Raw genomic sequence first — 23,816 nt, 5'->3', positions numbered from 1 at the left:
GACTGGATGTGGACTTACAATCACGAGCGCCCCAATATGGCATTGGGCGGTTTTACCCCGAAGCAGCGGCTGGCCATGGCCGCTTAGTTTCTACTTCTCGCGGCCGTGGAAAACGGGGGCATTACCATCATCGCAGTACTGTTCCTGGAACCGAATCGGATTGGCAAATTCTGCCGGGTCGTCTTGCCCCCACACCGACTTCGTCTTACCCCACGCCCGATACCGTCCCAGCCACACCACCTTGCCGGTATTGTCTACCACCTCTTGTGGCGTGCCCAGATGGTCGTTCAGATAGAACAGCGTCGTGTGCTTCGTCTTGGACCGCACCCACACCGGATTGCCATCCTTGCCCGTAGCCAGAAAGCCCGGTTCAATCAACCTCTCGTCAATCCGCGCGAGCGGCACAAACGTGCCCGGCTTATGCAGGTATAGAGACGCATGTGCGCGCGTGATGCTATGCGACCTGCTCTGCAAACAGCCGCAAGCCCGCCACGCCACACATGATGAGCGTGATGCACGTCACACGAGCGACCGAGGTCGACTCGCCGAGGAAAACCATCCCCACAACGGCGGTGCCAGCCGCGCCGATGCCCGTCCAGACCGCATACGCTGTGCCTACCGGAAGCGACTTGAGCGCCGTGGTCAGCAGCCCGATGCTGGCCAACCCCGTGATGACCGCAAAGACGCTCGGCCAAAGTCGGCTGAATCCGCTGGACCATTTCATCCCGAAGGCGAAAGCGATTTCCAGAAGCCCAGCAATACTTAGCAAAGTCCACGACATAAGGTACGACCAATGTTTCGTCGGGCGTTCCACCCGAAGGGAAAACGCACCCTCGCGCGAGGGTGCCACGCAGTAACGGCAATCTCAGCCGACGAGGAGACGGTGCGTGAAGAGACGGTGCAACGTGCGAATGAAGAGCACCACGATCGCAACGCTCAGAAAGGCAAGAATAACGCCGGCCAACGCCTTCAGCACCCACGTATCCGAGTAAGCCGCATACCTGATCGCCGCATTGGACAGTGCCGCTATCGGGAAGCTAATGGCCCACCACGAGGCGGCGAAGGGAATCGACCGGCGAAATACTTTGAAGGAGAGCGAGATGAACAGGAACAAGCCAAAGTAGAAGAGCAGGCCCGCAAACATGTCCACATGCTGGACCATATTCACGTACGCCAAAAACCCGACCTCGAACGGCGCAATCATGATAATCAGCGACGGAACCATGCCAGCCGGCAACGGCTCGTGGTGCACCACGCGAGAGAAAATCATGGTGAAGAACACCAGGGCAATCATCGTGCCGATGGCAATCGAAAACATGTTGACCTCGTGCGCCCACGCCATCGGCATGGTGCCGCCCGCCACGGCAATATCAAGCGTCGCAACGCCGGGAATCAGCCACGCCGGTGCAGCGTGCGCCGGATCTTCCTTGCCCCGGAACAACCGCCCGGCAACGATGAAGGCCAGCCCGATCGTCAGAATCGCGCCGACGGTCCAGACGACTTCACCAAACGCCGTGCTGTAAAAGCCGATCACCGACGACAACAGCAATATCGCAATCGTCACCGTGCCGAAGAAGTTGCCTGCGATAGGGTGATTGAACTCCGCTTTGACAGCCGCCGGGTACCGCACCCACTTCACGCCGTAGCCAATTGCGAGAACCAGGAACGTAAGAATGGCAACGACGCCGATGCCCTCGGCGATCGCCACATCGGCGCCAAACAGCTTATGCGCGCCGCGCCAGGCAAGCGACAGTCCGGAAATGCCCATGACCGAAGCGAACAGGTTGACGGGAAGATGTTTTATCGAGCTACGCCGCTGAACAGATCGCGTCGCGGTGGTTGCAATACTCATGATGTCCTCATTGGCTTTCGGCCATACGCTGGCGCCTCAGTGGCAGCCAGACTCGCTCGAGCCAACCTTCGCCCGCATCGTCAAGAAATTATGGGATGCGTTGCGCCAGACCGAAAGTGATGCAAAGCGACAATTTCTGCCAACGTTGCGACAAACCTTGCCATCCGCGCGAAAAGTCGCGTCAGGCCTGCTTCGAACCGATGGCGAACTGCACCGACCAATCGCGTTCACGGCACGCTTTCCTCACCTCACACACCTCACACACCTCTCACACCTCTCACACCTCTCACACCTCTCACACCTCTCACGCGCCGCAACGTTTCGCGCGGCTCTGAACGTCCAGAGCGGCAATCTGGCGATCAAGAGAGACGTGACCCATACGCCCGAGTGTTCGGCGTGCAGACCCAACATCGGCGCTACCGGTCTCAAGTGACGCAACGTGTCCGGCACGGCCTATTCGTTCGGCAACACCGGCATTTCGTGGTGCGCCCACCGCGCCGTCTTGCGATGCGAGCGCTCCTAAGACGCTCATCCAACATTCTTGCCGAACGCCACTTCGAGGCGTTGTCGACTCATGTCGCGCGAGACATTTATCCATCGTCTCTTTTCACTAATCAACGCGGGGAATAGTCGAATAATGATTCCAATCACGGCATACAGCGCTTCATCGCATGTGCCGGCGAAGGTGATCGGGCACACCGCAATGTTTTGAGTGATGCCATCGATTGCGGCCACGCGTCACCCGCGATTCGGGCGACGCGCCTTGGCTGCCAGTGTATGGCGCTCGTCACCTCACATAGAACCCTCGATGTTGTTCCCCCTAACCAAGGAGTTTATGCAATGTCTCAAATCACCACCCACGCCGTTCTCGACAACGGCATCCAATCGCTTCTGACGCCCACGGCGCTCGAATTGCTTGCGGACGATCCAATCACGTTTGCCTGGCATGACGACACGCGGCGCGTCGAGCAGCATGCGCCGCGCGATCTGCAATCGATTCAGGAGGCGTTCAACCGACACAGCCGACTGGGTTCGTCTGACGAGCTCATGATGGCAAGCGCCTGCTGCTGCTGCACGCCAGCCTGTTGCTGCACAGCGGTAGCCGTCGTCAAGGCCGCTGCCTGACGCAGGCATGTGCTTGCCCGGGCCGCTGCATGTTGCCGATGCCGCTCAGGGTGTCGTTGATTTCGCCCCCTGACTCGGCGCCGCAGTCGGCCCGGGCGCTCCTTCGCGGTCGCTTCTTCTCCGCATCTCTCATTCGCCTTACTGTCCACTTGCCGAGGTCGATTTGAACCCGAATGAAACACTTAGATTGTTGCCGATACAAATTGCCAGGGAGATGGACGGAATCGTCTTGCGCCGAGGGGTAGAGCAGATTCTCGTTCCAGACCTCAATGCACTGCTCGTCATGCGCGTGCTCCAGAAAGCGATGTTGCAGAAGCCATGCACACAGCAGGAACTCGCGGATCTGTTTGCCGGGCCGGTACGTCCGCTCGTCGAATCGCTGCTGGACTTGCTTCGGGCGAAACGCTTCATCGTGCCGACGGATGTCGACGCCATCAAGCAACCCGGCGGCGCGACTGAAAGTCCGACGGACATCTTCTACTGGCATTTCAATCAGTCCCAGACGCGTATCGCCAAAACCCTGAACGAAACATGCTGGGCCTTCGTCGGTATCAATCGGCTCAACCAGCATCTGTTGCAGGCGATGCTCGACGACGGCCTTGAGAACTACATCGTGGTCGACGACCCGATGTTGCGAAACGTCACGCTCTACGACGACGACTTCCAACTGACGTCGGCGTTCTGGCGTGAGCAGCATGACCATATTGTCGACGAGGACCGCTTCATCGACGGCCCGCGCGACGCGTGCGGCTTCGTCGTCGCGGCGTCGGAGTTCGGCGGTAGCTTCCTGCTCGAGCGCTGGAACGAATACGCGGTAACCCGGCGCATCGCGTTCTATCCGGTGTTGCTCGAGAACCTGGTCGGCTACTGCGGACCGCTCGTGATACCCACGGAATCGGCTTGCTACGCGTGCCTGCAGACGCGGCAGAATTCCAACGCCATCGGGTTCGAGGAAAGGCGCGTGATGGAGCGCCATGCGTTCGACGGACAACACGTAGCGGCTTATCACCGCTCGATGCTGCAGGTGCTGGCAAGCGTCGCCCAGTTCGACCTGGTCAAGTTCAAGTCGAACATTCAATGGGACACCGGCTCGCTTTGTGAAATCAGTCTGCTCAGCGGCGCGATGGATCGGCGCAAGTTGATGAAGGCGCCACGCTGCCCGGTTTGCAGCGGACTGCGCGAGCGTGCGCAGACAAACATCCACAAGCAACTCACTTCAACCGAAGCGTGGAATCAGATTCGCCAGCTCGAGGGCTACCATGAAGATTGATGTGCATGCGCCGCTCTCGCGCCTTACCGATATCCTGCCGTATCTCCTCGACGAACACGTTGGACTCATTCAACAGGTACGCGAACACCCGGCCGAGGCGGATTCCCCGCGGTTCCTTCGGTTCAACTGCACGGCGGCCAACACCGAGGCCTTCGGCGAGTATCAGAACTTCGCGGTGGGCGGCGGCGCCGCGACCACGCGAAGCATGGCCCTGGCCAAAGCGATCGGCGAAGCCATCGAGCGCTATTGCGCGGCGATCTACGACAAGCGGGAATTTCCGCTGGTCTCGTTCGAAGACGCCCCCTTCGATTGCGTCCACCCGACCGAGTTCGCCCTCTATTCGGACGCGCAGCACGCCTTCGACGGCTTCATGTTCGATCCGTTCACCACGACGTCGCCGGTGCGCTGGGCACCCGCCGTGGATCTGACAACCGGTGGCGTGACCCATGTGCCGGCAGCGATGGTCTACGTGCCCTATTTTTTCCAGGAGGGCGGCGACGAATCCGCCATTACGCAGCCCATCTCGACGGGCCTGTCGTGCCATTGCAGCTACCAGGAGGCCGCGCTCGGCGGCCTGTGCGAGGTCATCGAGCGCGACTGCTTCTCGATGACGTGGCAAGCACGTTTGTCCCGGCCGCGCATCCGCAACGCAACGCTGTCCGCCGACAATCGTGATTTGGTGGCGCGCTTCGAAGACGTTGGGTACCGCATCCACCTGATGAACATCAGTAATGAAACGGGCGTGCCTGCCGTGCTGGCGGTCGGGCGTCACTCGCGCGATTTTCTGCCCATTGTCGTCGCGGCGTCGGCGGCACCGAGCGCCGAAGAAGCGGTGAGAAAAGCGCTGGAAGAGTTGGCGCACACGGAGCGATACGCGTTTCAGATCAAAAGCGAAGTCGAGCCGGTGCAAGCCGACGCAGAGTTCGACAACATCCTCGGGCAGGTCGATCACGTCAATTTCTGGACTGACCCGGCGCACGTGCATCACGCGGAATTCCTGTTTCAGTCGGCGCAGACGATCGACTTCAGCGCAATGCCGAATTTGTGTGGCGACAACGCAGGCGAGCAGCTCAAGCGGTTGGTCTCACGCATCCATGAGTCAGGCTACCGCGCGCTGGTGAGTGATATCACCACACCCGACGTTCGCGATCTCGGATTGACCGTCGTGCGTGCGCTCGTGCCCGGATATCACCCGCTGTTCATGGGGTATCACCACCGCGCGCTCGGTGGCAAACGGCTTTGGACGATACCGCAGCGCCTCGGCTACACCGGCATCACGCCGGCAGATGGCGACTTCCATTATCCGCATCCATTCCCCTGAGCGGCGCGAATGGGACCTTTCTTAGCGAGAAGGACAGATGCTGAACACGAAATGGCTTGAAACAGAGCTGGCCAGCGAATCGTCGGGCACGGCCTGGGAGCAGTTCCACGAATGCTCAAAGACCGGCCACTACGACATTGGACTGCCGACCGAGCGTGTCGTGGAGGAGATGAATGGCCTCTATGAGAGCTTGCCGTACCGAAATCTGGCGAGTATTGCGCTACCCGATGCCCTGGCGCCGGTCGAGCGCGGGTTTGCCGAAACGGTGCTTGGACGCATCACCCCAAGCGCGATCCGCCCGGTATCGATCTCTCTCCTGGCGTTGCGCACTATCCTGCATTTCGCCTACGGCCTGACGCGGGACAACCACGACAACGCGCACATTCATCGAGCGTTTCGCAGCGTCCCATCGGGCGGCGCGCTCTATCCACTGGAACTGTACTTTTACCACTCAGGCTTCGTTGAAGGATTGCCCCCGGGGATATTCCACTACTCGCCAGAAGCCAACGCGTTGCATCAAGTCTCGTCCGGCAACTGTGACGACCAGCTTTCGCGCGCATTGGTGGAATTCCAACGCGATCTGCCATCGAAGCTCTCGGTGACCATTTTCATCACCGCGCTGTTCAATCGCTCGGTCTTCAAGTATCGCGACAAAGGCTATCGCTTCACTCTGTTAGAGGCTGGTCACGTTGCTCAGAACATCAATCTGGGCGCGACGGCGCTCGGCCTCGGTGTAATCAACCTTGGCGGCTTTCATGATCGACTGATCGATGACATGTTGGGTCTCGATGGACTCAATCATTCGATCCTGTATCTCAACGGCCTGTGTGCGAGAGACGATGATGACGCGCGCGGCTGAACGGAATCCGGGCGAACCTCCAGTGCAGACGGTTCACATCCGCCGAAGGCCAGGCGCGCGGCGGGTCACTGCCTATTGCTTCCATGATTTCGCGCAACTCGCGCGCGATGCCCAGGTGGACGAGCTGGGCCGACAGTGCATATTCGCCGATCTGAGCTGCGGCCCCTGGCGCGGCCATTGGCTCGCCCGTGAGTTATGCGGACAGTTGGATCTGTGCGAGCCACCGCCGATACTGCCGATCCTTCACGACGATTATCCAGGGGTCGATGCCTACGCCGATACGGTCAGCCAATTGGTCGACGCGGAAAGCAGCGGGAACCGCAACTTCGCGATGGCCTACGAGTTTGCGTGCCGCATCGCCGCACGTATTCGCGAGTACGCCATCAGTCATGTGTTTGTCGTGGCACCGAAAGACGACCTCCTATGGGGCGTCGAGAACCTTTACCTGCTCAAGCTGCTCAGCGACGCTGCCCCGCAAGAAGGCTTTCAGCTCTGGTGCATCGCTCGTTCGGACGAGGAAATGTCGCCAGTCGCCGGCATCGAATGGGTTCCGTTCAATGCGCCCGCTGCCCGTGCCTTGTCGCAGGCTGGCTGCGGGTTTGCAGGGCTGGTGCTGGAACAATGGTTGGCCGCAGCCAACCTGACGTTGCCTTGTCTGCGTGTGCGAGATGGCAGATTGCTGATCTCTCCGAACGCGAGCGCGGGAACAATGCAAGCCGCGCAATTGCAACGGCTCGCGACGCTTGCGCTGCCTAATTATCTGCGGGCCTACCTTGCGCTGCGCGCGCCGATTCAGAATGTGCCGTTGCTGCAAGCCTTTGCGGGGCAATGTTTCGCCGAAGGCGGCTACGATGCTGCGCTGAAAATTCTGGATGGCATCGATACCCGCGCGCTCGACGCGAGGCAGTGCGCCGCCGTCGAGGCGCAAAAGCAGCGCATTCTGATTGCGCTGATGCGGTTCGAGCGCACGGCACAGGGCATGCTGCCCAGCGATTCGATGCCTGACGACGTCAAGGCGTCGCTGTACCAGAGCAAGGCATGGGGCCTCGTGATGACCGGGCGCGCACGCGATGCGAACGACTATTTCGACCTTGCGCGCAAACACTTCAATCCAGACGCTTCTCCGCGTCTGGCCTTGTATTTGCTGAATATTTCCGCACTCGCGAAGTTGAAATCGGGCGACGTCGACGGGGCGCTCTTGCTGGAGAAGGAGATTGAAGCGAGCTTGCGGGACCCGCGTCGGCGGGACTGGCATCTGTTGTATATCAACGCGCTCAACCTCGCGCGCATTCACAAAAAAGTCGGCGATCTTCATCAGTCCGCGCAGTACTACCGCTTGGCATTTCATGTCACCTCGGGCGCCCGAACGGACAGCGATCTGCTGTATATGAACTTATGTCACGCACAACTCGAAACACTGCGTGGCAACACGGCCGAGGCGCTGGGTCATTGGCTGCGCGCAGCGGTCCATTGGTTGTCCAATCCACTGCCCGAAGCGCTCGCGCCGCGTGTCGCTCAAGCGGTTCTCGGCAAGCCACTGAACGACAGCGAGGCCGACGTCGAGGAAATCAGCAACGTGCTCGACAAGGCGCTCTGCACAGCAGCCGCTGAACACGGCTTGGCTTTCGTGCAAGCCGGGAAGGCCGTCGCGTTTGCCCGGTTGACCCGGCCCGGGCAGGCCGATACGTGCGTCGCGAGCGACGCCTTGACGGTCGCGCTTTCGTCGCAGGCCGTCGCGCCGTGCCCCTACGCCGGTCCGCGATACGACGCGCTCAAGCGAACGCTTACGGGCATGCTGGCGGCGTTGTTTCCCACGATGGATATGTCCCGCGTGAGCAGCATACTGTCCGACGCGCGCCACGGCATCGAATTGCCGATGACCGCACGTGAAGCATGCTGGTCGTGTTGGCGCTATGACATTCAGGATCTGCTGTATGCCGGCAGGCACTACGCCCTCGGGGGGGCCGAGGACGATGCGCTGGCAACGTTTGTCGTGCGCCCTGGCGCGGCGCTCGGGGCGATCGTGCGCGTCGGTGAGCGCCTACGGATCCACTTCAAGCGCTATCTGCCTCCGATCGAACTGGACGGCCGCGAGCGTGCCATCGTCGAGTGCCTGGACAAGCCACTCACCCTCGCGCAACTCGCCGAGCGGCTCGGTTGCTCGATTCGCACCTGCGCCATGTCGGTCCGTTTGCTGGAAGACCGACACGTCGTCGGGGTCGGGTAATGGAGAACGCCCCATGCCTCTTGGCGCGATCCGTCGCGGTCGGGCACCCACGCGAACAGGCATGGCCGCCGTGCCGTACGAGGTTCGCTTTTCCCTACGGTTACAAGCATCATGCCCATCGAAAAAATGTTAGATACCTACCCAGAGACCTCCCGCAGTGTGCGCCGCGATGTCGTGACATATTTGGATCGCCGGCCGTTGATCGCATCGTTCAAGTCGGTGAGTCGCGCCATCGACGGACGCCTGGCGCTGGATAACCTGTCGTTCGATCTGTACGCAGGCGAAATTGTCGCGCTGCTCGGGCCGAACGGGGCCGGCAAGACGACGTCGATCCGGATTCTTCTCGGTCTGAGTGGCGTGACAGCCGGTGAGGTCAGCCTGTTCGGACATAAGGCGGGGTCACGCCTTGCGCGCGAACGTACGGGCGCCTTGTTGCAAGTGGGAGAAGCGAGCGTGCCGGAGAATCTTCGGATCGAAGAGCACATCGATCTCTTTCGAAGCTACTATCCCCACCCGCTGGCAAGGTCGGAGATTCTGGACATTGCCGGACTCAAAGGGCTGGAGACACGCCGGTTCGGCAAGCTCTCGGGAGGCGAGCAACAACGCTTGTTGTTCGCACTTGCAATCTGCGGCAACCCCGATCTGCTTTTTCTGGATGAGCCAACCGTCAGTATGGACGTCGAAACACGCCGTTCGATGTGGCAGCAGATCAGACGCTTCGCTGCGGCGGGAAAAACCATCCTCCTGACGACCCACTATCTGGAAGAGGCGGACGCACTGGCCGATCGCATTGTCGTGCTGAAAGCCGGCAGGAAAATCGCAGAGGGCACGCCGGCAGAGATCAAGGCGATCAACGGGAATCGTACGATTTCCTGCAAAACCACGCTGGCCAAGGAGCGGCTCGTATGCCTCGATTCCGTACTGTCGGTGCTCGTGGATGGTCCCAAGACGCTGATATCGACTTCGGCGCCCGAGGCCACGGTTCGTGAATTGATGGCGCTCGACCCCGATTTGACCGACCTCGAACTCACCGTCGCGGCCCTCGAAGATGCATTCGTTTCGCTCACCGAGCGTCATAAAACGCCGTGACACCTTGACGTCATGGCGACGGGAGAACCCATATGAATCGAATCGATGTTGAAAACACCGCTGTCGGCTTTGGCGCGCGCGGCCGCATGGCCCGCGTATTCGTGAAAGAAGCGCAGTACGAGATTGTGAAGCTGGTCAGAGAGCGCGCCTACGTACTCTCGGTCATTGGCCTGCCAATTGTCTTTTTTCTGGTATTTGGTGTGGCACACCCGAACCAGGTGGTGCAAGGCCATCCCGTCGCCCACTATCTGCTCGCCAGCTACTCGGCCTTCGGCGCGATGGGCGCTGCCATGTTCGCCATCGGCGTGGGATTGGTGACGGAGCGCAGTCACGGCTGGCTGGAACTGAAGCGCGCTTCGCCAATGCCGACCTATGCCTATTTGTTCGCCAAGGTTCTCGCGGCACTCGCCTTCGGCGAACTGATCGCGCTCGCCTTGATTGCGTTGGGCGTGTTGACGGCCGGATTGACGATTTCCATTGCCGAGATGTTCCGGCTGATGGCCGCCATTGCGGGCGGCGTCTTTACATTCTCCGCGATCGGCGTGTTTCTGGGACTGATTCTCGCGCCCGGATCCGCCGTTGGCATTATCAATCTCGTCTATTTGCCGCTATCGCTCTGTGGCGGACTCTGGGTGCCGCTGGACATGCTCCCCAAGTGGTTGCAGACGCTCGCCCCGATTCTGCCGTCTTATCAGTTTTCCGTCGTGACGCTGCGTGCGCTTGGCTACACTGGGGGCGCGACGGACGCCGCATGGGGACTGCTCTTCGCTTACGGGGCTGCGTTCACGCTGGCAAGCCTCTGGCTCTTCAGACGTCAGGAACTGTCGCGCTAGCGATGGTCAGCCGCGCGTTCCGGGGAAGGCCGCTCGCCCGCGCGTGTGCGGGGTCGATCCGGCACGCCGCCGCTGCGTGACATGTCGCGTACTTTTGGCAGCGTTCGGGGGCATTGGCGCCGAATTACCCATTCGCTGACGACGCGGATGACGCTCACCGCTCACCGCTCACCGCTCACCGCTCACGACGCCGACGATGGAAATGTACGCGCGACCTCTCGCATGACGTCGATCAGCGCGACGGTGGCCGTCGTCGGACTGGGACCGTGAAGCAGGCCGACCGTTCGCTCGAAATGAGTGAAGCGCAACCCAACGTTGTGGAGCGCATTGGAATAGGGCGAACGCTGAACCGCGAGTTTGGAACTCAGAAACAGACATGGCAGCATGCGGGCGGCAGCGGCATTGGTCATCAGCGACGTCGATTCCATGATCACCGTCGGCATCGCGAGCCCGTGATGCGCGAATTCGGCCTCGATGGCGCTGCGCATCGGAGCGCCTCGTGGCGCCACGATCCATGGGTAGCGGGCGGCGTGTGACCACTTCGGGGCCGCTTCGCGCGCCAGGGGGTGCTGCGGTCCTCCAAAAACATAAACATCATCGTCGTTGTAGAGCGGTACCGCGTCGAATCCCGCATTCAATGCGTTCGCGTCGAGTCGACAGACCAGCAGATCGATTTCGCGCCAATGCAAACGAGGCAGCAAGCGCTCGAGTGTATCGATGCATAGATTGATGCGCGGTAGCGGACCGTCGCGTTTCATGCCCGCGAGCACGTTGGGTATCAACACACTGGCCATGCCATGGAGGACACCGACGGTGACCGGCTGACCGAGTCCGTCGCGCAACGCCTGCATCGCCGGGGCCACGCCCGCCAGATCGTTCAACACGCGCTTGGCGCGCTCGACAAGCGCCTCGCCGAATAGGGTCGGCGCCACGCGGCGAGTCGTTCGCTCGAACAGAGGCACGTCGAGCGATGCTTCGATCTCGCGAAGCCACTTCGAAAGCGCCGGTTGCGTAATCGCGCCCGATTCTGCCGTGCGCGCAAAACTACGTGTGCGCGCGAGCAGACACAACAGTTCCAGATCGCGGACCCGTAACTTTCGCAGCGCCTGCGGTAGTTGTTGCTGTATGCGGGCCGACACTTCCGCTGCAGAGTCTGCCATCTCATCCTCCCTCTATTCATCCATTCATGCGGAAAAAGTGAATTATCAAGCGCAATCTTTCATAAAAAGGCGATGAATTCGGCTGAACAATATCTGTTATTAACTATGCAGACAATTAAATCATAAGTAGTCCGATGGAATGTGGCGTTTAATGAATGCGGATATCGGTACGAAATTCTGGGTGCAGGAACCATGGAGCAACAGACATGAAGAATGAGAGAGATGTTCCCGACGATTCGACCTCGTCGGAGGGTGCGAAGGTTGGAGCCGATCGTCGTACGTTTCTCAAGTCGCTGGGCGTCGCAATAGCCGCAAGTGGGGGGATGAGCATCGCGGCGGACGCTCGGGCGACCGGGGAGAATCGGGCGGCGAGGGAGGCGTCGCCCCGCGCTGCCATGCCAGTCGAAGCGCCGCTGCATCCCCCAAAGGGCTACAACATTCTTTTCATCTTGACCGACCAGGAGCGTCAGTCAGACGCGTGGCCGATGCCGGTGCCGGGTCGCGAGCGCATGCGCCGAGAGGGCATCACCTTTGTCAATCACCAGATCGCTTCGTGCGTTTGCTCGCCGTCGCGCTCGACCATCTATACCGGTCGGCACATCCAGCATACGGGGGTGCTGGACAATGCGGGTGTGCCGTGGCAGCGCGACATGTCGACGGAGGTCCGAACCGTGGGCACCATGATGCGCGACGCAGGCTACTATTCCGCCTACCTGGGCAAGTGGCACATGAGCAAGTTGCACGTGAATCACTCGCCGTACGATGCGCCGGTCGAGCGGTACAACGAGATCATCAAGTCTTACGGTTTCAACGACTACTTCGGCGTTGGCGACATGGTCGGGGGCGTGTTGGGAGGGTATAGCTACGATCGCTTGACGACCGCCTCTGCCGTGTCGTGGTTGCGCACCCGCGCACAACAACTGGCCAGTGAGAAGAAACCTTGGTTCATCGCCGTCAATCTCGTGAATCCGCACGATGCCATGTTTCTGAATACCGATCCCGTTGGTGTCAACCGGCAGAACGCCGATGGACCGGCGGTCGGCAACGCGCGTCCGCCTCGCGATGCGATCTACGGGGCGAAGTGGGATGTGCCGCTTTCGGTCTCGCGCAAGCAGCCTTACGACGCGCCCGGCCGTCCGCTGGCGCATCGTCAGTACAACAGCGCAGAGGGCTTACTGGTCGGCAGCTATCCAATCGATGACGATCGTCTGACGATCTACCAGAATTACTACTTCAATTGCATTCGCGACTGTGACGCGAACGTTGTGACCCTGCTCGATACGTTGCACGCGCTGGGACTCGACGAGAACACCATCGTCGTGATGACGTCCGACCACGGCGACCATGTCGGCGCGCACCAGTTGGTAGGCAAGGGGCCGACGGCTTATCGAGAGCAAAACAATGTGCCGCTGGTGATCCGTCACCCAGCGTATCCGGGGGGCGTGGCGTGCCGCGCGCTGACCTCGCATATCGATATCGCGCCGACGCTCCTCGGCCTGACCGGACTCGACGCGGTTGACGTGGCCCGCATTGCCGGCAACGGCGCGCATGGCCACAACCTGACGCCGTTGCTGCGCGACCCCGGTCGCGCCCAGATCAATGCGGTGCGCTCGGCGTCGTTGTTCAACTACGCAATGCTGTTGTTCTACGATAGCGAGTGGCTTGCCTGGGAACTCAAGGTGCTGCACGAAAAAGGTGTGTCTGCTGACGAGATTCGACGACGGATCAGAACGCGACAGCCCGATTTTCGCCATCGAGGCATGATTCGCAGCGCGTTCGACGGCCGCTATCGTTTCTCCCGCTACTTCTCCGCCACTGCCTACAATCGCCCCCGAACGCTCGAGGCCTTGTTCCGCGACAACGACGTTGAACTGTATGACCTCGAAGCCGATCCGTACGAGCAGCACAATTTGGCCATGAACGTGAGAGCCAACGGCGATGTGCTCCTGGCGTTGAATGCGCGCCTGACCGAGATGATCGACGCGGAGGTGGGGGAGGACAGTCCGAACGTTCTGCCAATTCGCAACGGGCACGTTCAGTTTTTTGAAGGTTGAACCCGGCTTCATCGGCCCCGCGTGGCATGCCTCACGCGGGTGTCGGCCCGCTGAGCGATTCCGACGCTACTCCCACTCCAACGCCTTTCTGCCCCATTCGTACGCGAATCCAACGGCAAGTATGAACAGAAAGAACATCATCGCGAGAAAGCCGGGCCAGCCGACGTCTCGCATCGCGACGGCCCACGGAATCGTGAAAGCCAACTCGATGTCGAACACGATGAAGAAGATGGCGACGCGATAGTAGCGAACGTCAAACTGCTTTCGGGCGTCGCCGAACGCGTTGAACCCGCATTCATAAGGGGAATTCTTCGCATTGTCGGGCCGATGCGGCCGAATGGGCCTGGCGACCACCAGCAGCCCACCGCCGATGAGCAGGGCAACCACCAGAAAAAGCAAGACAGGGAGATATTCAGGCAGGTGCACCGCGATTCCTTGATGAGGCCAACGCCGGATGCCGGGCCGGATGGCGCTTGGGGGAGGTGCACCTTAGTCATCGGGAAGGAAATTTACGTTCGTCGTGGCGAGCGGCTTTGGGGGATGTCCCCGGCATGGCGCGTCGGCAAACGGCGTCATGTGCGCCCCAAAAATTCAATTCGTCAATTCAATCGTCATTATGACGAAAACACGCTATTTTTCGACGAATCAACGCTACATTTCATCGATCACTCTCCCTAGAATTGATGTCGTAGCGCGCGTGCAAACCTCGATTCGATCAGTTCGATCAGTTTGTTCGATTCGGCGTACCGCCGCGCCCATCACTCGACGTTTCGACTGCGGCGCTTCCAAACGGGGGAAAACATGAAGAAGATCGCTTTGCTTGGCGCTGGACACATCGGCCAGACCATCGCGCGCCTGTTGCACGATAGCGGCGACTATCAGGTGACGGTTTTCGACCGGAACGCGCAAGCGTCTGCGGCGGTGCGTGAGTACGCGCATGCCTTCGTTGAACTGACCGGCGCCGACACCGACTCGCTGAAAACGGCTGTCGCCGGCCACGACGCGGTCGTCAATGCACTGCCCTACACGATGGCGACGCGCGCAGCGACGGCTGCCGTCGCCGCGCAATGTCACTACTTCGATCTGACTGAGGACGTGGCGGCAACCCACGCGATTCAGCAATTGGCCGAGGGCGCGTCGAGCGCGCTGATGCCGCAATGCGGACTGGCCCCGGGCTTCATCGCCATTGCGGCTCATCATCTCGCCGCCACCTTCGATCAGGTCGACGCCGTGAAGATGCGTGTCGGCGCGTTGCCGGCCTTCCCCACGAACTCACTGAAATACAACCTGACGTGGAGCGTCGATGGCCTCATCAACGAGTACTGCCAGCCGTGCGAGGCGATTCGCGACGGTGTTCGACTGAGCGTTCTGCCCTTGGAAGATCTGGAGCACTTCTCGCTCGACGGCGTGGAATACGAGGCATTCAACACCTCGGGCGGGCTGGGCACGTTGTGCGAGACCTTGAGCGGGCGCGTGCGCGACCTCGACTACAAATCGGTGCGCTATCCGGGCCATGGTGCCTTGATGAAGGTGCTGCTCAACGAACTGAGGCTCAAGGACGATCAGGAAACGATCAAGACGATTCTCAAGCGCGCCGTGCCCAGTACCTTGCAGGACGTGGTGCTCATCTTCGTGGTCGTGAGCGGCCTTCGGGCCGGAGTGCTCACCCAGGAGGTATTTGCGAGGAAGATCTTCGCGGAGCGCAACAACGGGCACAGCGCCAGTGCGATTCAGATCACCACGGCATCGGCCATTTGCGCCGCCGTCGACATGTTTTTCGCCGGACAGTTGCCTCAACGCGGCTTCGTGCGGCAGGAACAGATTGCATTGCCGGATTTTCTGGCCAATCGGTTCGGTCAGGCGTACGCGCATTCGACGCATATCGAATCCCTCTCGTGACGAAAGCCCGGCACGCCGTGCAAAGGCATCGCGACAACCCGCCAAGCAGCGTTCGCCACCCCCGGGCCGTCGTTGCGACGACGCGCCCGGCGGCGCGCGCGAAGTAGCCATGTCGTTGTTGTAGTGCAGGGCGTGCACTCGGTTGCGACGAGATGGAATTTCTATATTTTTGACATTTTTGGGAGGATATTTACCCGAAAATCCTAACTGTAGGGCGATTCCGCAAGCCTTTTCTCGTTTCTCGCGCGTACGATCGAGGCACTTTTTTATCCGGGGCCGATCATGCGCGAGACAGAACCACTCCATTACTTCGATTACGCAGCCACTACGCCGGCGGATGCGGCGGTCATTGCCGCCATGTCCGACTGTCTCGGCGTGGACGGCGTCTTCGGCAACCCGGCGTCGAGTTCGCACGCGGCGGGCGTCGGTGCGCGTCGTCTCGTGGAGCGCTCGCGTGCACAGGTCGCGGCACTCATCGGGGCCGACGCTGCCGAAATCGTGTGGACGTCCGGCGCGACCGAGTCGAACAATCTCGCGCTCAAGGGGTATTCGGAACTGGCGCAGTCTCGCCCGCATCTGGTGACAAGTGCGCTCGAACACAAGGCGATCCTCGACACGATGGCCTGTCTGGAAGCCCGTGGCGTGCCCGTCACGTATCTGCTGCCATCGGCCACCGGCGAGATCAGCGCCGATGCCGTTGCGGCGGCGCTGCGTCCCGATACGGGGCTGGTGTCGGTCATGCTCGTCAATAACGAACTCGGCACGTTGACCGACGTCGCGGCCATCGCCGAGGTGGTGCATGCGGCGGGTGCACTGTTGCATGTCGATGCGGCACAGGCGCTCGGCAAGACCCCTATCGATGTCAAGGCGATGGGCATCGACCTGCTGTCGATGTCGGCGCACAAGGTCTATGGCCCGAAGGGCATCGGCGCGTTGTATGTGAACAAGAGCGCCATGGCGCGCATCGCGGCGCAGATGCATGGCGGTGGCCATGAGCGTGGCTTGCGCTCGGGGACGCTGGCCACGCATCAGATCGTCGGCATGGGGACCGCGTGCGAGCTGGCGATGCAGGCGATGACGACCGACAATGCGCGCATCGCGCAACTGAGCCGCCACCTGCTCGATGGGGTAGGGGCACTCGAAGGCGTGGTGCACAACGCCGCGCACGCCCGGCGCATTCCCCACACGCTGAGCCTGACGGTCGGGCATGCGGGGTTTTTCACGTTCATGCTCAACGGCAATCTGGCGGTTTCGTCGACCTCGGCATGCAACTCGGCCTCGGGGCGGCCATCTCACGTGCTGAGCGCGATCGGTCTCGACAGCGAAGCCGCAAGCCGCACGGTGCGCGTGAGCCTCGGACGCTTTACGACGCAAGCGTCGGTCGACTTCGCGATTGCCTGCTTCGAACGGGCCGTCAGTCAGTGCCGGGCGTTGGCCGCCTGAGCGCTGACGCTCGCTGCGGTCGCCGGCCGGGGTGGGCCCCTTGTGATACGGCGCGCAGGAGAAGGGCGGGAAGGGGGGAAGGGGAGAAGGGAAGCGGGGCGAGGGACGGGCGGGAGCGATCCATCGCCCGTTGAAGAATATTCAACGCTTCGGACGCCTGCGAGTGAGTCCTGTCGTCTTGTATGATGTTTTGAACGATGGGTGACATGGCGCAATCCAACCGTCTCATTCTCTCCCCACTCCCCACCCACCTTCACGTCGGAGGTCATTATGAGCAAAGAGAAAGAACGTCTGGACACCGGATCGACAACCGGTGCAGGCGCACCGGCAGCCAGCGATCGAAATACGCTATCGGTCGGGGCGGATGGCCCGCTGCTGCTTCACGACGTTCACTTCATCGAACAGATGGCCCACTTCAATCGGGAGAAGGTGCCCGAGCGTCAGCCGCACGCCAAGGGGGCCGGTGCCTTCGGCGTGTTCGAGACGACCGAGGACGTGAGCCGTTACACCAAGGCCGCGCTGTTCAAGAAAGGGGCCACGGTCGACATGCTCGCGCGTTTCTCCACCGTCGCTGGCGAATCTGGCAGCCCTGACACCTGGCGCGACGTACGTGGCTTCTCCCTGAAGTTCTATACCGACGAAGGCAATTACGACCTCGTCGGCAACAATACCCCCGTCTTCTTCGTGCGCGACCCGATGAAGTTCCCGCACTTCATCCGAAGTCAGAAGCGTCTGCCGGACTCGGGGCTGCGTGACAACCACATGCAATGGGACTTCTGGACGAACAACCCGGAGTCGGCGCACCAGGTGACCTATCTGATGGGCGAGCGCGGCCTGCCGCGCACCTGGCGCCATATGAACGGCTATGGTTCGCATACGTACATGTGGATCAACGCGAGCGGCGAGAAATTCTGGGTCAAGTACCACTTCCATTCCGAACAAGGCATGGCGTTCTTCTCCAACGCGGAAGCGGCGATCATGTCCGGTCAGGACGCCGACTTCCACCGCCGCGACCTGTTCGATGCCATCGCCCGGGGTGAGCACCCGAGCTGGGTCATGTCGGTGCAGGTCATGCCATATGCCGATGCCAAGAAGTACCGCTTCAATCCGTTCGATCTGACGAAGACGTGGTCTCACAAGGACTACCCGCTGATCAAGGTGGGCAAGATGACGCTCAACCGCAATCCGGAAAACTTCTTCGCGCAGATCGAGCAAGCGGCGTTCTCGCCAGGCAATACGGTGCCGGGCATTGGCCTGTCGCCCGACAAGATGCTGCTGGGACGCGCCTTCGCTTACAACGATGCGCAACGCAATCGCATCGGTACGAACTTCCACCAACTGCCGGTCAATCGTCCAAAGGTGCCGGTGCAGTCGTACATGTTCGACGGCCACATGGCATTCGAGCACAGCGGCAATGCGCCGACCTATGTGCCCAACAGCGGCGCTCGCCCGTATGCCGACCAGACCGGTCCTGCCGAGGACGGCTGGGCGTCCGACGGGGACATGGTGCGCAGCGCCTACACGTTGCATCCGGAGGACGACGATTTTTCACAACCGGGCGATCTCGTGCGCAAGGTATTCGACGACGAAGGGCGTGCACGTCTTGTCGAGACCGTGTCGGGAGCATTGCTCGCCGGGGTGCGAAGTCCCGTGCTTGAGCGCGCGTTCGACTACTGGAAGAAAATCGATCCGGAGGTCGGCGCGCGTATCGAACAAGCGGTGAAGGCCGCGAAGCGGTAAGCGGTAAGCGTTTCAATACCGACGTGCCGGTGCCGGCCGGTGACGATGCCACCCATCGTCACCGTCGTTCCGGTACGGGCGGGGCTTGGCGCCGAGTGGGCCATGCGTGTCGGAAGCTGCTGCGCATTGTGAGCGCGCGCGCTTCCTGATAGCATGGCGGCTGCTTCGCGGAGATGGCATACCTCCGGCGTTCGTTGCGCAAACCGCCCTTCCCAGGGGCTGATGATGCCTGCAAGATCCTGGCGTGCCGGGAGGTTGCGGGCTATGCGTACGAGGGCTTCTCTCGTTTTTTCCTCGTTTTCCCTCGCATCCTGATTCCCTTCCGGCAGTGTTCAGGCAATGTGTCGACGACGTCGCTCGTCTCAACGTTCTGCACCATGAAGATGTTCCACGATTCCCCATTGCGCGATCTGGTCGATGTCTTGCCGCGCGCGGCGCATGCCAGCGCGCTTGCGGCGCTCGTCGGCGTGATGGCCGGCACGGCTTCGGCCCTGTTTCTCATAGCGCTCGATTTCGCGACCGATACCCGCCTGCTGCACCCCTGGCTGCTCGGTTTGCTGCCCCTCGCCGGCTTCGCCGTGGGCTGGCTGTATCTGCGTTTCGGTGCCCGTGTCGAGGCAGGTAACAATCTGTTGATCGACGAGATTCACGATCCGCAACGCGTCGTGCCGTTGCGCATGGCGCCGCTCGTGCTCTTCGGCACGGTCGTCACGCATCTGTTCGGCGGATCCGCCGGGCGCGAAGGGACTGCCGTGCAGATGGGCGGTGCATTGGCCGATCAACTGACCCACGTCTTCCGGCTGTCCGGCGAACAACGCCGTGTGCTGCTGATGGCAGGCATTGCGGCCGGCTTCGCATCGGTTTTCGGCACGCCGCTCGCGGGCGCCGTGTTCGGCCTGGAGGTGCTTGCCATCGGACGGTTGCGTTACGACGCCTTGCTGCCGTGCGTCGTCGCGGCGCTGGTCGGCGACGCCGTCACGCGCGCCCTGGGTGTGCATCACACCGCATACACGATCGCGCCCGGCTTGTTCGCCGCGTCGATGTCGCTCACGGGCGCACTCAGTGCCGCCGCCGCCGGCGTGCTTTGCGGACTGGCCGGGATGGCCTTCGCACAGGCCACGCACGCCACCTCCGCCTTCATGAAGCGACGCATCGCCTACGCCCCGCTGCGGCCGTTCGCCGGGGGCGCGCTCGTCGCGGTGGCAGCCACGGTGCTCGGCACGCCGCAATACCTCGGCCTGGGCATCCCGACCATCGTCGACGCATTCCATACCTCGCTTCCTTGGTACGACTTTCTCGGCAAGGCGCTCTTCACTGTCATCACGCTCGGCTCGGGCTTCAAGGGCGGGGAAGTGACGCCGCTGTTCTATATCGGCGCGACGCTGGGCAACGCGCTATCGCATGTCTTGACGTTGCCAGCGGCCGTGCTCGCCGGCATTGGCTTTGTGGCAGTGTTCGCCGGAGCGGCCAACACGCCCATTGCCTCGACGCTGATGGCCATCGAGATCTTCGGCCCACAGATCGGCGGCTATGCGGCGATCGCTTGTGTGCTGGCCTACCTCTGCTCGGGACACACAGGCATCTATCGCGCGCAACGCGTCGGACTGGGCAAGCATGGCGGCGTGCCTGAAGGCGCGCGTCTCGCCGACCTGCCTGCGTGGCGCAAGGCGCGCAGGGCCGGCGCCGCAGCGACGGACGATACGCGAAGCCCCTAAGACACGCCGTGGGCGAGACCGGTGAGGGCGCGCGCAAACGCCGACGCGTTCTTCATGCCCTGATCTTCGTGATTGGTGTTGAAGAGAACGTGGGTATCGTCGGCCTGCGCGGCGATCCGTTGGACGCGCGCCGAAATGTCGATCAGTTCGCTCGCGCTGTATTCATACACGAAGCGTCCTGACGAGGCGCCGACACCTTGCCGGTTCCACGCGGCGGCATTCCGGCCATGCAGACGTAAGACGCACAGGTCGTCGCGCGTTGTCGCCCACACGGCTGGCACGGTGTTGTCGAGTCCGCCAGGACTGTCGACGATGGTATGTGCCGCCCCGGTCTCGCGCAACATCGCCAGCGTGGCGGCTTCGCGCGAGGGCGTGTCGAACCAGCTCCGGTGACGAAACTCGATCGCGTGCGGCTCGCCATCGAGCCGCCGCGCGGTCTCGAAGACGAGCGCTCGCCCGGCCCGGTCGTTTTGCACGCGCGGCGAGAACTGGAAGTGGATCGCCGCCAGTTGCCCGCTCTGACGCAACGGCTCAATCGCTTCGAGATAGCGGCGCCACAATTCGGTGCTGAGCTCGGTCGGGATGTCGTGCGGCGCAAGCCGGCGCTCCGGCCCTGGCGGCGCTTCGGCGGGAGCGCCAAGCGCCCGCGCGATATCGGCCGGGAGCGCCGAGCGCGGCGTCGCATGGCCAGTGAACGCGCGAAACGCCTTGATGTGAAAGCGAAACGACGGGGGCGTGCGCTGTGTCCAGCGCCATGCCACGGCAGGGTCGGGCAAGCGGTAGTAGCTGCTGTCGACCTCCACCAGATCGAACTGCGACGCGTAGTGGCGCAGCCGCGCCTCGGGCGTGGCGACGCCCGGCGGATAGAACCGTTGGCATGCAATGAGCGTCGGGTCGGTCCACGACGACGTGCCGATGCGAATCGTCATGCGGCCAACCAGTGAACGGTCAGCGGGGTGGAAACCAGGATTCGTCTCAATTTCCGAAGAGGCTCGATGGGCGTCGATGCCGTCGTTATAATGTATGAATATACAGTACTCGATGAGCGTACTTTCGGGCAACCGCCTGAATTGTCGTGACGCTCCAAGATCTCGCATGTCCGAACAGCCGACTGCTCCCGCCCGCGACCCGTGGGCCGAACTCAACGACCGCCAGCGCGAGGCCGTCGACTACGGCGTGGGTGACGACGGCGCGCCCGGTGGGCCACTGCTCGTTATCGCTGGGGCTGGCTCGGGCAAGACCAGCACGCTCGCGCATCGCGTGGCGCATCTGATCGTGCGCGGGGCCGACCCCAATCGCATCCTGCTGCTCACGTTCTCGCGCCGTGCCGCCGGTGAAATGGAGCGGCGCGTGGGCGCCGTGCTGCAGAAGGTGCTGGGGCTCGCGTCGTCGCAGCCGCCATCGCTGCCGTGGGCTGGAACGTTTCATGCGATCGGCGCGCGTCTGTTGCGCGACTTCGCAACGCGCATCGGTTTGTCGGAAGCTTTCACCATTCACGACCGCAGCGACGCCGAGGATCTGCTGGGACTCGCGCGGCATGAACTCGGTTTTTCCGCGACGCAATCGCGCTTTCCGCTCAAGGGAACGTGTCTTTCGATTTATTCGCGCGTGGTGAACAGTCAGGCGCCGCTCGCGGAAGTGCTCGCGAAGCACTTTCCATGGTGTGCGCAATGGGAGGCGCAACTCAAGACGCTTTTCGGCGCCTATGTCGACGCGAAGCAGGCGCAGCACGTGCTCGATTACGACGACCTGCTGCTGTATTGGGCCGAGACGATGAGCGCGCCGGAACTCGCGCGCGAACTGGGCGCACGCTTCGATCATGTTCTTGTCGATGAGTATCAGGACACCAACCGGCTGCAGGCGCAGATTCTGCTTGCCATGAAACCGGACGGACGCGGCCTGAGCGTCGTCGGCGACGACGCTCAGTCGATCTATGCGTTCCGGGCGGCGACGATCCGCAACATTCTCGATTTCCCGGGCCAGTTTGCCGAGCCTGCGCATGTGGTTACGCTCGAGCGCAACTACCGGTCCACACAACCGATTCTCGATGCGTCCAATGCCGTCATCGCCGAGTCGAGCGAGCGCTACGCGAAGGCGCTGTGGACCGATCGGCACTCGGCACGCAAGCCGCAACTCGTGAACGTGAGCGATGAAACGGGACAAGCGCGATGGGTCGCCGATCAGGTACTGGCGCAACGGGAGACTGGCACGCGCTTGATGCAGCAGGCCGTGTTGTTTCGTACCGGCAGCCATAGCGCGGCGCTCGAACTGGAGCTGACGCGACGCAACATTCCGTTCGTGAAATTCGGTGGCTTGAAGTTTCTCGAGGCGGCGCACGTCAAGGACATGCTGTCGATCCTGCGATGGGCGCACAACCCGGCTAGCCGATTGTCGGGGTTTCGCGTGGCGCAACTCATCCCCGGTATCGGACCGGTGAGCGCAACGCGCCTGCTCGACGCCATGTCGGCATCGGCCACGCCCGCGCATGTACTTGCAGACTTCAAGCCGCCGTCGGCTGCCGCGACCGATTGGCGAGCGTTCGTCGACGTTTTCACGACATTGCACGACTCGCGCCTCGCGTGGCCCGCCGATGTCGACCTGGCACTGCGCTGGTATGCACCGCTGCTCACGCAACGCTTCGATGACGCGGCCGTGCGTCAGGCCGACCTTGAACAGCTCGCGCGCATTGCGGGCACGTATGGCTCGCGTGAACAGTTCCTGACCGAACTCACGCTCGATCCCCCTGACGCCACGAGTGCACAATCCGGCCCCCCGTTGCTCGACGAAGATTATCTGATTCTGTCGACGATCCACAGCGCGAAAGGGCAGGAGTGGCACTCGGTCTATGTGCTCAACGTGGTGGACGGCTGCATGCCGTCGGACATGAGTACGGGCGACGACGAGGACATCGAGGAAGAGCGGCGGCTGTTGTACGTGGCGATGACGCGGGCAAAGGAATCGCTGCAACTGGTCGTGCCGCAGCGATTCTACGTACATCAACAAACGGGCATGGGCGATCGCCATGTGTATGGCACACGCAGCCGTTTCGTCACCGACGCGATGTTGCCGTTGTACGAAATTTTCCCAAAACCGCGCGAGGGCGATGTCCCGAAGGGACCGGTGGGCGACGTGACGGTGCATATCGATGTTGCCCGTAAACTGCGTAGCGCATGGTCGTGAAATCGCGCTGTGCCACGCGCGCACGTTGCAGGGTGGACGCGCTGGCGAC

General features: G+C 61.8%; 19 protein-coding genes, 1 pseudogene and 1 riboswitch. Of the genes and pseudogenes, 13 read left to right on the top strand and 7 right to left on the bottom strand.

Features of this window, described 5'->3' with window-relative positions; translation table 11 throughout:
- Nucleotides 1-90: 90 nt before the first annotated feature.
- The 4 genes from ACE3UG_RS02780 to ACE3UG_RS02765 form a co-directional block, all read right to left on the bottom strand.
- Nucleotides 91-474, bottom strand: coding sequence for an RHS domain-containing protein (locus tag ACE3UG_RS02780; RefSeq protein ID WP_374619279.1), 384 nt, complete (start codon nt 472-474; stop codon nt 91-93).
- Nucleotides 455-781 carry a multidrug efflux SMR transporter gene (locus ACE3UG_RS02775; RefSeq protein WP_374619277.1) on the bottom strand — a complete coding sequence of 109 codons (327 nt, stop codon included), beginning with the start codon at nt 779-781 and terminating at the stop codon, nt 455-457. Before ACE3UG_RS02775 ends, ACE3UG_RS02780 begins: the two co-directional genes overlap by 20 nt.
- A gap of 84 nt (nt 782-865) precedes the next feature.
- Nucleotides 866-1,852, bottom strand: a complete 987-nt coding sequence (locus tag ACE3UG_RS02770; RefSeq protein WP_374619275.1) for an SLAC1 anion channel family protein — start codon at nt 1,850-1,852, stop codon at nt 866-868.
- Between the two features lie 528 nt (nt 1,853-2,380).
- Nucleotides 2,381-2,587: a hypothetical protein gene (locus ACE3UG_RS02765; protein WP_374619272.1), complete on the bottom strand. Its 207-nt coding sequence runs from the start codon at nt 2,585-2,587 to the stop codon at nt 2,381-2,383.
- 105 nt (nt 2,588-2,692) lie between these two features.
- On the opposite strand from ACE3UG_RS02765, the gene ACE3UG_RS02760 reads away from it, so the two are divergent.
- From ACE3UG_RS02760 to ACE3UG_RS02730, 7 genes are all read left to right on the top strand, one after another.
- Nucleotides 2,693-2,977: a hypothetical protein gene (locus ACE3UG_RS02760; RefSeq protein WP_374619269.1), complete on the top strand. Its 285-nt coding sequence runs from the start codon at nt 2,693-2,695 to the stop codon at nt 2,975-2,977.
- A 214-nt stretch (nt 2,978-3,191) separates the two neighbouring features.
- Complete coding sequence (locus ACE3UG_RS02755) at nt 3,192-4,247, top strand: TOMM precursor leader peptide-binding protein (protein ID WP_374619267.1); 1,056 nt, start codon at nt 3,192-3,194, stop codon at nt 4,245-4,247.
- Nucleotides 4,237-5,568: a YcaO-like family protein gene (locus ACE3UG_RS02750; protein WP_374619264.1), complete on the top strand. Its 1,332-nt coding sequence runs from the start codon at nt 4,237-4,239 to the stop codon at nt 5,566-5,568. Before ACE3UG_RS02755 ends, ACE3UG_RS02750 begins: the two co-directional genes overlap by 11 nt.
- 37 nt (nt 5,569-5,605) lie before the next feature.
- Nucleotides 5,606-6,427, top strand: a complete 822-nt coding sequence (locus ACE3UG_RS02745) for a SagB family peptide dehydrogenase (protein ID WP_374619261.1) — start codon at nt 5,606-5,608, stop codon at nt 6,425-6,427.
- A complete protein-coding gene (locus ACE3UG_RS02740) occupies nt 6,408-8,654 on the top strand; it encodes a hypothetical protein (RefSeq protein ID WP_374619259.1) in 2,247 nt (748 codons plus the stop codon). The genes ACE3UG_RS02745 and ACE3UG_RS02740 overlap by 20 nt, the downstream gene beginning before the upstream one ends.
- A gap of 198 nt (nt 8,655-8,852) precedes the next feature.
- Nucleotides 8,853-9,743, top strand: a complete 891-nt coding sequence (locus ACE3UG_RS02735) for an ABC transporter ATP-binding protein (protein WP_374619257.1) — start codon at nt 8,853-8,855, stop codon at nt 9,741-9,743.
- Between the two features lie 32 nt (nt 9,744-9,775).
- Nucleotides 9,776-10,576 (top strand): ABC transporter permease, encoded by an 801-nt coding sequence (locus ACE3UG_RS02730; RefSeq protein WP_374619254.1) that lies wholly within the window; start codon nt 9,776-9,778, stop codon nt 10,574-10,576.
- Between the two features lie 182 nt (nt 10,577-10,758).
- Here the strand turns inward: ACE3UG_RS02730 and ACE3UG_RS02725 are convergent, their stop codons facing one another.
- Nucleotides 10,759-11,736, bottom strand: coding sequence for a LysR family transcriptional regulator (locus ACE3UG_RS02725; protein WP_374619251.1), 978 nt, complete (start codon nt 11,734-11,736; stop codon nt 10,759-10,761).
- A gap of 206 nt (nt 11,737-11,942) precedes the next feature.
- Between ACE3UG_RS02725 and ACE3UG_RS02720 the strand changes: the two genes are divergently transcribed.
- A complete protein-coding gene (locus tag ACE3UG_RS02720) occupies nt 11,943-13,790 on the top strand; it encodes a sulfatase-like hydrolase/transferase (protein WP_374619248.1) in 1,848 nt (615 codons plus the stop codon).
- A 66-nt stretch (nt 13,791-13,856) separates the two neighbouring features.
- Here the strand turns inward: ACE3UG_RS02720 and ndhC are convergent, their stop codons facing one another.
- Nucleotides 13,857-14,216, bottom strand: a complete 360-nt coding sequence (gene ndhC, locus ACE3UG_RS02715) for an NADH-quinone oxidoreductase subunit A (protein WP_374619245.1) — start codon at nt 14,214-14,216, stop codon at nt 13,857-13,859.
- A gap of 375 nt (nt 14,217-14,591) precedes the next feature.
- Between ndhC and ACE3UG_RS02710 the strand changes: the two genes are divergently transcribed.
- The 4 genes and pseudogenes from ACE3UG_RS02710 to ACE3UG_RS02695 all read left to right on the top strand — a co-directional run bounded on the left by ACE3UG_RS02710 (nt 14,592) and on the right by ACE3UG_RS02695 (nt 20,587).
- The gene (locus ACE3UG_RS02710; protein WP_374619242.1) at nt 14,592-15,689 is read left to right on the top strand and encodes a saccharopine dehydrogenase C-terminal domain-containing protein; all 1,098 of its coding nucleotides are present in this window, start codon (nt 14,592-14,594) and stop codon (nt 15,687-15,689) included.
- A gap of 282 nt (nt 15,690-15,971) precedes the next feature.
- Nucleotides 15,972-17,129 (top strand): annotated as a pseudogene (locus ACE3UG_RS02705) (cysteine desulfurase family protein); the annotation flags it as partial.
- A 273-nt stretch (nt 17,130-17,402) separates the two neighbouring features.
- Nucleotides 17,403-18,872, top strand: coding sequence for a catalase (locus ACE3UG_RS02700; protein ID WP_374619240.1), 1,470 nt, complete (start codon nt 17,403-17,405; stop codon nt 18,870-18,872).
- A 160-nt stretch (nt 18,873-19,032) separates the two neighbouring features.
- A riboswitch (Fluoride riboswitch) is annotated at nt 19,033-19,111 on the top strand.
- Nucleotides 19,112-19,249: 138 nt separating this feature from the next.
- Nucleotides 19,250-20,587 (top strand): voltage-gated chloride channel family protein, encoded by a 1,338-nt coding sequence (locus ACE3UG_RS02695; protein ID WP_374619237.1) that lies wholly within the window; start codon nt 19,250-19,252, stop codon nt 20,585-20,587.
- Here ACE3UG_RS02695 and ACE3UG_RS02690 read toward each other — a convergent pair.
- Nucleotides 20,584-21,516: a DUF72 domain-containing protein gene (locus ACE3UG_RS02690; RefSeq protein ID WP_374619234.1), complete on the bottom strand. Its 933-nt coding sequence runs from the start codon at nt 21,514-21,516 to the stop codon at nt 20,584-20,586. The two genes, ACE3UG_RS02695 and ACE3UG_RS02690, sit on opposite strands and share 4 nt — an antisense overlap.
- A 166-nt stretch (nt 21,517-21,682) precedes the next feature.
- Between ACE3UG_RS02690 and ACE3UG_RS02685 the strand changes: the two genes are divergently transcribed.
- A complete protein-coding gene (locus ACE3UG_RS02685) occupies nt 21,683-23,767 on the top strand; it encodes an ATP-dependent helicase (protein ID WP_374619232.1) in 2,085 nt (694 codons plus the stop codon).
- Nucleotides 23,768-23,816 lie beyond the last annotated feature (49 nt).

The organism is Pandoraea sp., assembly GCF_041919235.1.
Taxonomy (GTDB): domain Bacteria; phylum Pseudomonadota; class Gammaproteobacteria; order Burkholderiales; family Burkholderiaceae; genus Pandoraea.
The sequence above is the reverse complement of the archived record's forward strand: the minus strand, read 5'-3'. Positions and strand labels throughout refer to the sequence as shown.

Coding starts and splice junctions, on each gene's coding strand:
- ACE3UG_RS02775 (WP_374619277.1), bottom strand. CDS start 781: ATGTCGTGGACTTTGCTAAGTATTGCTGGGCTTCTGGAAATCGCTTTC.
- ACE3UG_RS02770 (WP_374619275.1), bottom strand. CDS start 1,852: ATGAGTATTGCAACCACCGCGACGCGATCTGTTCAGCGGCGTAGCTCG.
- ACE3UG_RS02760 (WP_374619269.1), top strand. CDS start 2,693: ATGTCTCAAATCACCACCCACGCCGTTCTCGACAACGGCATCCAATCG.
- ACE3UG_RS02755 (WP_374619267.1), top strand. CDS start 3,192: ATGGACGGAATCGTCTTGCGCCGAGGGGTAGAGCAGATTCTCGTTCCA.
- ACE3UG_RS02750 (WP_374619264.1), top strand. CDS start 4,237: ATGAAGATTGATGTGCATGCGCCGCTCTCGCGCCTTACCGATATCCTG.
- ACE3UG_RS02745 (WP_374619261.1), top strand. CDS start 5,606: ATGCTGAACACGAAATGGCTTGAAACAGAGCTGGCCAGCGAATCGTCG.
- ACE3UG_RS02740 (WP_374619259.1), top strand. CDS start 6,408: ATGATGACGCGCGCGGCTGAACGGAATCCGGGCGAACCTCCAGTGCAG.
- ACE3UG_RS02730 (WP_374619254.1), top strand. CDS start 9,776: ATGAATCGAATCGATGTTGAAAACACCGCTGTCGGCTTTGGCGCGCGC.
- ACE3UG_RS02725 (WP_374619251.1), bottom strand. CDS start 11,736: ATGGCAGACTCTGCAGCGGAAGTGTCGGCCCGCATACAGCAACAACTA.
- ACE3UG_RS02720 (WP_374619248.1), top strand. CDS start 11,943: ATGAAGAATGAGAGAGATGTTCCCGACGATTCGACCTCGTCGGAGGGT.
- ACE3UG_RS02710 (WP_374619242.1), top strand. CDS start 14,592: ATGAAGAAGATCGCTTTGCTTGGCGCTGGACACATCGGCCAGACCATC.
- ACE3UG_RS02700 (WP_374619240.1), top strand. CDS start 17,403: ATGAGCAAAGAGAAAGAACGTCTGGACACCGGATCGACAACCGGTGCA.
- ACE3UG_RS02695 (WP_374619237.1), top strand. CDS start 19,250: ATGAAGATGTTCCACGATTCCCCATTGCGCGATCTGGTCGATGTCTTG.
- ACE3UG_RS02690 (WP_374619234.1), bottom strand. CDS start 21,516: ATGACGATTCGCATCGGCACGTCGTCGTGGACCGACCCGACGCTCATT.
- ACE3UG_RS02685 (WP_374619232.1), top strand. CDS start 21,683: ATGTCCGAACAGCCGACTGCTCCCGCCCGCGACCCGTGGGCCGAACTC.